Here is an 8196-nt window from a genome sequence, read left to right on the forward strand (position 1 = left end):
GAGACTTGGATGAATCAATATCCAAGAAAAATGTTCAAGTATCAGACACCACTTCAGATGTATCGGGGTGGCTAAATTAAATTTGCAATTTGCCGAAAAAATAATATAATATAATTTTAAAAAGACCAAAAATATTTATTTTTGGTCTTTTTTATAGCTATTTTGAAAGGAATTGTATAATAAGCAAAGAAAAAGTTAATAAAACATTTTTTAAGCAGCTTTATTCCCAACTTACTAGACGGTTAGTGCTGGTCTAAAGCAAAATAAAGAGGAAGATGGAAAAACGTAAATACAAATATTAAGATTACAGCATATAAAACATCTAAGAAGTCAGCGTATCTAACCTTTCAACTTTTTTCAAGTTAATATCATATGCTGAGTAGCTTTCAATAATTTATCCAAAAATTATTAATAAAGAAATATCGGTTTATCTAGTTAACAAAAGAAAGGGCCAATGGCTCTTTCTTTTTATTTAATGACTTCCAGACCACCCATATAAGTACGGAGAACCTCAGGAACTGTCACTGAACCGTCATTATTTTGATAGTTTTCAAGAATTGCCGCGACAGTGCGCCCAACTGCGAGCCCTGATCCATTCAATGTGTTAACCAATTGAACCTTACCTTCTGAATCTCGGTAACGGATCTGCGCACGACGAGCTTGGAAATCGGTACAATTAGAGCATGAAGATATTTCACGATAAGTATTTTGAGTAGGTATCCAAACTTCAAGATCGTAAGTTTTGGCAGATGAAAAGCCAGTGTCACCAGAACATAGCGCTATAACACGATAAGGGAGACCCAATTTTTGGAGAATACTCTCCGCATTGGCAGTCATTTTTTCAAGTTCTGCCCAACTCTCTTCAGGTTTCGTAAATTTGACCATTTCAACTTTATGAAATTGGTGCAATCGGATTAAACCACGTGTATCACGACCAGCAGAGCCAGCTTCTGAACGGAAGCTAGGTGTCATGGCAGTGAAGCGAACTGGCAATTGAGACTCATCAAGGATTTCGTCACGATAATAGTTTGTCAGAGGGACTTCAGCAGTAGGAATCAAAACAAAGTTACGCTCGTCGCGGAGTTCAAATGTATCTTCTTTGAATTTGGGATATTGTCCTGTGCCAAACATCGACTCTTGGTTGACCATGTAAGGAGGGATAACTTCTGTATACCCTTCTTCGATATGTTGATCAAGCATAAAATTGTACAATGCTCGTTCAAGACGAGCGCCTGCCCCCTTGTAGAAAAGAAAACGAGTACCTGTGACTTTTGCGCCGCGTTCCCAGTCAAGGATGTCAAGATTTTCACCAAGATCCCAATGAGCCTTTGGTTCGAAATCAAAAGTTCGAATTTCACCCCAGCGACGTTGTTCAATATTGTCATTTTCATCAACACCGTCAACGACGGAATCATCAAGAAAGTTAGGAATTCGAACGAGTTCATAGTTGAGCTTCTCTTCGACATCTGCAAGTTGAGCATCGATTTCCTTAATTTTCTTTGAAACATCTTGCATGTTAGCAATTGCTAAAGAAGCATCTTCCTTAGCTCTTTTAAGTCTTGCAATCTCGTCAGATTCAACATTACGTTTTGCTTTAAGCTTTTCACCCTGCAGAATGAATTTACGACGTTTTTCATCGAAATTCAAAAGACGAGGGAAAAGTTCCTCATCAAGATGACGTAGAGCAAATTTCTGAGCCACCCATTCTGGGTTCTGACGAATTTTTTTGATGTCTAACATAAAAGTTTCCTTTCTCTAGTCAAAAAATTAAATAAAAAACCACGACTAACTCCTGTAATTACAGGGCGACAATCGCGGTTCCACCTATTTTTTTAGCTTAATTAAGTTATTAAATTTTCTGAAATCAAAGAAGTAGAGCCTCTTCGATCCTGACTTGTTCACATCAACCACAAGTTTTCTCTGTACAGAATTAATGAAGATTTTTCTTCTAGCAACATTATTTTAACAATCAAATCTTACTTTGTCAAATTATTTATTATGTCTGAAAAAACCAGCAATTGCGGAACTCATAGTTCTTGAACGAATAACCTTTTTATCACCAAGGTATTCACGAGAAACTTTCAAAATTTTTCCAGTCTCTTGTGAGGAAAAACGTATTTTTTTATTATTCTGTAAAATAATATAGAAATTACGACCAATCTGTCCTTTACTTGAAACATCGCCTTGGATCGCTTTTAGTGAATTCCAAGGGAAATTCATGTTATCTTCGACGTTTTTTTCGTTATAGAATTCGATTGCTTGATCACCTAACATGACCTTGCCGTATTTTGGAAAACCAAGATAAGCAATAGCTTCAGTAGTAAAATCAACCTTAGTATTTAATGAATGAGCCATGCCTTATTATATCACATCGAATGGGGCTTTTGCCACTTTTAAATATTAGAAAAACATCAAAATATATCAAAAAAAAACTCGCTATTTAAGCGAGTTTTCTAGGACGAATCCTAAAACCTAAATCTTTTTAAGCAAGTCCAGCTACGTGGAGCAAGATACCAAAGACGAATAGTGCAATGATGATAACAAGTGGCGCATTGCGATTCTTCCATTTACGAAGAATCCAGATAACAATGAATGTCAAGATCAAAGCAACAAATCCAGGTGTCAATGATGTGAATACATCAGACAATGATTGTTGTTTGAAAGCTGAAAGGCCAAGTCCGCCAGATTGTTGAGCGAGGATTGAATGGAGTGTTGTTCCATCAATTTTTCCTTGAAGTTGATCAATAGTTACATAGTGAGCAAAGCCATTAGTTCCAGTTGTGCCTTTACCAATTGCTTGACCTGCTTGGTCTAACCATTGGTAAGTAGGAGCTGACTTAACACTACCAGCAGTGAGTTGAGCACCACGAGTTACAATATCACCACTCTTAGTGATCCATTCACCAACAAAACCACCATCAGCAATAGGCTGTTTTGGAAGCATTGCATTAGGGCCAGTGAAGCTAATGTTAACCCAACGTTGGATCAAAACACCAAGGATAAACATACCAAGGATTGAAGCACCCTTTGTTAATTGTTGAAGGAAACCACCACCAAGATCTGATGTAATAGATGTACCTTGCTTGTAACCAAACTCTTGAGTGTAGTACAAGAAAGCAATACGTACGATGTTCCATGCGAGGAAGAAGAAGATTGGGCCAATGATTGATCCACCGGCAGCCAATGAAGCAGCGATGGCACCAAAGATAGGACGGATTGTAAACCAGAAGACTGGATCACCAACACCTGCAAGAGGACCCATCATACCAACTTTGACACCGTTGATAGCTGCGTCATCCACATCAGCACCGTTAGCTTTTTCTTCTTCAAGTGCAAGAGTTACACCAATGATTGGAGCAGCGGGGTATGGGTGAGTATTGAAGAATTCCATATGACGTTTGAGGGCGTCTTTTGCACCTTCAGAGCCAGCTGGATAGAATTTCTTAAGAGCAGGGATGATTGCGTACAAGAATCCCAAGTTTTGCATACGCTCATAGTTCCAAGAACCTTGTAAGAACATTGAACGCCAAACGACATTGATACGATCCTTTTTAGAAAGGGTGATCTTATTTTTTTTGTTTTCCATAATATTAATATCCCCCTTCTTAGTATTCGTTCAAGATGTCGCCGATTGGATCGCCGCCACCATTACCAGTTCCTGAACCACCTGAACCGATCTTGTTTTCGAGTGTGAGGTAGATAAGTGCGATAACGACACCCAAGATACCCATACCAATCAAAGAGATGCTTGTCAAAGGAGCAAGAACGAAGCCGAGGAAGAAGAATGGCCAAAGTTCGCGAGTTGCCATAAGGTTGATAACCATTGCATATCCAACGACAACAACCATACCACCACCAATTGCAAGACCTTTTGAAACCCAATCAGGAATTGAATTAAGTGCGTTAGACACTGCAGAAGCAGGAATGGCAAGAATTATAGCAGCAGGGATGGCAATACGTAAGCCTTGAAGTAAGAGGGCAAACAAGTGGATAATAGAAACACCAGAGTAAGAACCCTTTTCTGCTTGAGCATCCGCAATATGTATTAAACCAACACTAACGAAACGGACAAGTGTTGTCAATACAAGACCTGCAGTTGCGAGCAAGATACCTGTAGGAACGATTGTACCTGTGATAGTGGAAAGGTCGAATTTGCCACCTTGAACCATCAAGATTGCAGAAGCGACTGATGCAAGTGCAGCGTCGGGAGCGACAGCGGCACCAATATTTGCCCAACCAAGGGCAATCATTTGCAATGAACTACCAAGAATAATACCTGCGGTAGCGTGACCTGTCACGATACCAATCAAAGAGCAGGCAATAATTGGTTGGTGGAATTGTCATTGGTCAAGAATACCTTCGAGTCCAGCAAAGAACGCGACGATAATAACCAAAATGACTGAAATAGCACTCATTTAAATTATCTCCTATAATTCTACTTATTGTACTTTATTAAGAAGTGTGAAGATATCATCAGATTTATCTGATGGCACTTTACGAACATTGAACTTAACGCCCAAATCACGCATTTTCAAGAAAGCATCCTTGTCTTCTTGGTTTGCTGAAAGAACGTTATTAAGCATTGTTTTACCAGTTGAGTGAGCCATAGAACCAACATTAATGTCTGTTATAAGGCCAGGTAGTGCCTCTACAACTGTTGCTGCATCAATTGGATTTTCAAACAAAATAAAGGCATGTGTTCCACCAAAACGTGGATCATTTGCAATTTCAATGAACTTCTTAATTGGAACAACATTGGCGTGTACTCCTGGAGGAGCAGCTTGTTCAATCAAAGTCTTACGCATTGTGTCTTTTGCGACATTGTCAGATACGACAATAATGCGATCAGCTTTTGAGTCTGGTGTCCAAGCAGTAGCAACTTGACCATGAAGAAGACGTGTGTCGATGCGGGCAAGATTAATTTTTATCTTACCATCACCAATAACTGTTCCTTCTGGAATAGCCCTACTTGATCCTGAAGCAGCAACTGCAGTAGCATCAACAGTAGGCATAAGCTCTTCTGGTTGACAACGTACTCCTGTTTTTGCCTCTTTGACGATATTTGCCACTGCAGCTTCAAATGGTGAGTTCGTAAGACGCTCTGTATAAGCTTGAACTAGCATTGGCAAATTGAGACCTGTGATGATAGCAATCTTACGATTACTTTGTTCGTGAAGAACAGCGCTAGATTGATTGAAAGGTGAACCACCCCACAAATCAGTAAGGATAAGCACTTCATCCTCAGGCTCGAAAGTTGCGATCGCATCAACGACCTGTTGGTGAAGACCTTCTGGAGTTTGGCCATTCAAGAACGTCACAACTTGGACTTTTTCTTGCTCGCCGAATATCATTTCTCCGGACATCTTGATCCCAGCAGCAAAGTCGCCGTGGCTCGCAATTACGATTCCGATACTCAATTGAGTAACCTCCTTAATTTTTTAATAATAATAAATAATTATTACAATTTGGATTATACCACGTTTAATTTTAACATGCAAACGTTTTCGAACCAAAAGGTAATAAGTTTGTAACAAATAAAGACTGAAAATAGATCTGAAATTATCTTGAAAAGAGAAAGCCTGTAAAATAAAGGTTTAGAAAAGTTAGTTTGTGAAAGAATGAAATTTGAAAGTATAACACTAGTCATTAAATTGTAATGAATTCTAGACAACATTCAGCTAGAATTTTAACTTATTTATGGTAGAATATTAGATAGAGTTACCACACAAGTTCAGCAATGATAGCGCCTGTTGGACAATGTTTGACGGCTTGGACAAGTTTTTCTTGTTCTTCTATAGAAGCGTTGTCTGAAAAGTCACCAAATTGCTTAATTAATTCGTTCTCCGCAAAAAACTTAACAATTCCGGCATCATCATAATCAAAAATATTTGATGCATATTGATGACAGAGGCCACATGCAATACATTTCTCAGGTATAAGTGTAATTTTCATGAATTTATTTTAGCATAAGATGAAAAAGCTAGCCTTGAGATTAAAAGCTAAATTGAAAATGCGTAAGTTTAGCTTCATTAAAATTAGATTTGATATTAAGAAAATTAGTTAGGAATAGCAGATGGCTAAAAATCAAAGAAAAGACCCTTGGAATAAAAAGGTTAATGACTACAACAATTATGAAGATAATTATGATAATAAGAATTATCAAGAAGGGGGCCCTAATTTGACAACAGGTCGTAAGGGACGATCCGCTCGACAAACGACAAGCGGAAAATCAAACAAACAAGTGACGAAAAAATCAGGAGTTGGCTCAACGATTTTTTTGACTTTTTTAGTTGCAATCATGTTTGCTATTATCGGTGGTGCAATCATTTTCACCATTTGGAACAATCGAAATTCTAATATGAAGACTGTTGCAAGTAATTTTTATCAAACATCAACTTCCAGTACAAACGCAAGTAGTTCTGCTATTACTTCTGTTTCATCTAGTACTGCAGCGTCAAGTGCTGCAGTAGCAAAAACGTATACGGTCCAAGCGGGTGACTATCCTTATAAGATTGCAACAGATCATGGATTAACTCTTGATGAACTGTATAAACTGAATCCAAAACTTGATCCAAATAATGCTGGTTATTACACAGATGGATCTCAAATTCAGGCTGGAGACGTACTTACTATTTCAAAATGAAAAAAAATATTCAAATTGCCATTGATGGCCCGGCTTCGAGTGGAAAATCTACAGTTGCAAAAATAATCGCTAATGATCTAGCGATTATTTATCTTGATACGGGGGCAATGTATCGTAGCGCCACACTAGTGTCAATTGAAGAACAAACGAAAAACTCAATTGAAATTATTGATTATCTAAAAGATAATCCAATTTCTTTTGAAAAGACGTCTGTTTTTATTGGAAACCGTGATGTTACTGAAGTTATCCGAGATAATGAAGTAACTTCAAATGTTTCAGAAATATCGGCAATTCCTGAAATTCGAAAGTTTATGGTATCTGAGCAACGTCGTATTGCTGGAAGTTCATCTATTATCATGGATGGTCGTGATATTGCTACAGTGGTTCTACCAAATGCTGATCTTAAAATATTTTTGATTGCAGATGTTGAAGAAAGAGCCCAGCGCCGCTATAAAGAAAATATTAAACGAGGTATTGAGTCAGACTTAGGGTATTTAATTGAAGAGATTGCAACACGTGATAAATATGATTCAACCCGGGAAGTTTCACCATTGAAGCCTGCCGAAGATTCAATCATATTTGATACAACTGGTAAATCAATTGAAGAAGTCGTAGCTTTTATAGAGAATAAAGCAAAAGAGTTGAAATGAATAACCTTATAGAGGCATATGATATAAATGTATATATGCCTTTTCTAATCCTTTTGCATATCAAAATCATCATTTTTTAAATAAAGCTTTTGTTTAACAATATAAGTCAATACACTGTCTGGAAGAAGATAACGCGGGCTCAGTCCTTTCTTAATTTGCTCACGAATTTGTGTGCTAGAAATTGGAAGAAGTGGGGTAGCTACCCAAATCACTGGGTAGCTTGAAGCTTTTACATTGGCAGTGCGTTTGACAGCAACAAACTTGACCAGCTTAGTTAATTCATCAATCTTATACCATTTTGGCAGATAGTCTACCATGTCGCTACCAATAATAAAATAGTAATCACAGTCAGGATGAAGTGATTTTAAAGTTGAAAGGCTATCAAAGCTGTAAGATTTACCCCCCCGTTCTATTTCGAGTAATTCTAAATCAAATTTGGAATTGCCATCTAGTGCAAGTTCAAGCATTTTTAACCGGTGCTCGGCTGCTATTGTTGTTTTTCCGTCTACATGTGGTGGAATATTTTCAGGCATGAACAAAACTTTGTCTAACTTCAAATACTGGGTGACTTGATCTGCAATCATCAGATGACCATAGTGGACTGGGTTGAAATTTCCACCTAAAATTCCGATTTTTTTTCGTTTTTCCATACTTTGATTATATCAAATTGTGAGAATTGACAATGGAAATAGAAGAAGTAAGTAAGTGTCAAATAATTGGCTGTGAATCTTCAAAACTGAATTTTTGTTTATATTTTAAAGCCCATTCTGAGCTTATGAGGCCCAAGATGCGCTTGGTAAAGTGAAGTGTAATCCCATTTCATCACCTTCTTGAACTCTGAAGTTGGCTTCTGATAAGTCCTAAAAAGGTGGTGCCAGTCGTAAACAGGCACCTCAACTTCAG

8 protein-coding genes and 1 pseudogene are annotated in these 8196 nt (G+C 37.8%); 2 read left to right on the plus strand and 7 right to left on the minus strand.

Features of this window, described 5'->3' with window-relative positions; translation table 11 throughout:
* Positions 1 to 468 precede the first annotated feature (468 nt).
* The 6 genes and pseudogenes from serS to HNQ37_RS08015 all read right to left on the minus strand — a co-directional run bounded on the left by serS (position 469) and on the right by HNQ37_RS08015 (position 5952).
* A complete protein-coding gene (serS, locus tag HNQ37_RS07990) occupies positions 469 to 1740 on the minus strand; it encodes a serine--tRNA ligase (protein ID WP_183541101.1) in 1272 nt (423 codons plus the stop codon).
* A gap of 249 nt (positions 1741 to 1989) precedes the next feature.
* The gene (locus tag HNQ37_RS07995; RefSeq protein WP_183541103.1) at positions 1990 to 2355 is read right to left on the minus strand and encodes a DUF956 family protein; all 366 of its coding nucleotides are present in this window, start codon (positions 2353 to 2355) and stop codon (positions 1990 to 1992) included.
* Positions 2356 to 2482: 127 nt separating this feature from the next.
* Positions 2483 to 3586 carry a PTS system mannose/fructose/sorbose family transporter subunit IID gene (locus HNQ37_RS08000; protein ID WP_183541105.1) on the minus strand — a complete coding sequence of 368 codons (1104 nt, stop codon included), beginning with the start codon at positions 3584 to 3586 and terminating at the stop codon, positions 2483 to 2485.
* Positions 3587 to 3605: 19 nt separating this feature from the next.
* Positions 3606 to 4415: pseudogene (locus HNQ37_RS08005) on the minus strand (mannose/fructose/sorbose family PTS transporter subunit IIC).
* Positions 4416 to 4439: 24 nt separating this feature from the next.
* Positions 4440 to 5417: a PTS sugar transporter subunit IIB gene (locus HNQ37_RS08010; RefSeq protein WP_183541108.1), complete on the minus strand. Its 978-nt coding sequence runs from the start codon at positions 5415 to 5417 to the stop codon at positions 4440 to 4442.
* A 301-nt stretch (positions 5418 to 5718) separates the two neighbouring features.
* A complete protein-coding gene (locus tag HNQ37_RS08015) occupies positions 5719 to 5952 on the minus strand; it encodes a ferredoxin (RefSeq protein ID WP_183541110.1) in 234 nt (77 codons plus the stop codon).
* A gap of 121 nt (positions 5953 to 6073) precedes the next feature.
* Between HNQ37_RS08015 and HNQ37_RS08020 the strand changes: the two genes are divergently transcribed.
* Positions 6074 to 6643: an SAG1386/EF1546 family surface-associated protein gene (locus tag HNQ37_RS08020; protein WP_183541114.1), complete on the plus strand. Its 570-nt coding sequence runs from the start codon at positions 6074 to 6076 to the stop codon at positions 6641 to 6643.
* Complete coding sequence (gene cmk, locus HNQ37_RS08025; protein WP_183541117.1) at positions 6640 to 7293, plus strand: (d)CMP kinase; 654 nt, start codon at positions 6640 to 6642, stop codon at positions 7291 to 7293. The genes HNQ37_RS08020 and cmk overlap by 4 nt, the downstream gene beginning before the upstream one ends.
* A gap of 44 nt (positions 7294 to 7337) precedes the next feature.
* Here the strand turns inward: cmk and HNQ37_RS08030 are convergent, their stop codons facing one another.
* On the minus strand, positions 7338 to 7943 hold the full coding sequence (locus tag HNQ37_RS08030) for a nicotinate-nucleotide adenylyltransferase (protein WP_183541120.1): 606 nt from the start codon (positions 7941 to 7943) through the stop codon (positions 7338 to 7340).
* Positions 7944 to 8196: the final 253 nt, after the last annotated feature.

The sequence above is a fragment of the Lactovum miscens genome, assembly GCF_014202895.1.
Classification (GTDB): Bacteria; Bacillota; Bacilli; order Lactobacillales; family Streptococcaceae; genus Lactovum; species Lactovum miscens.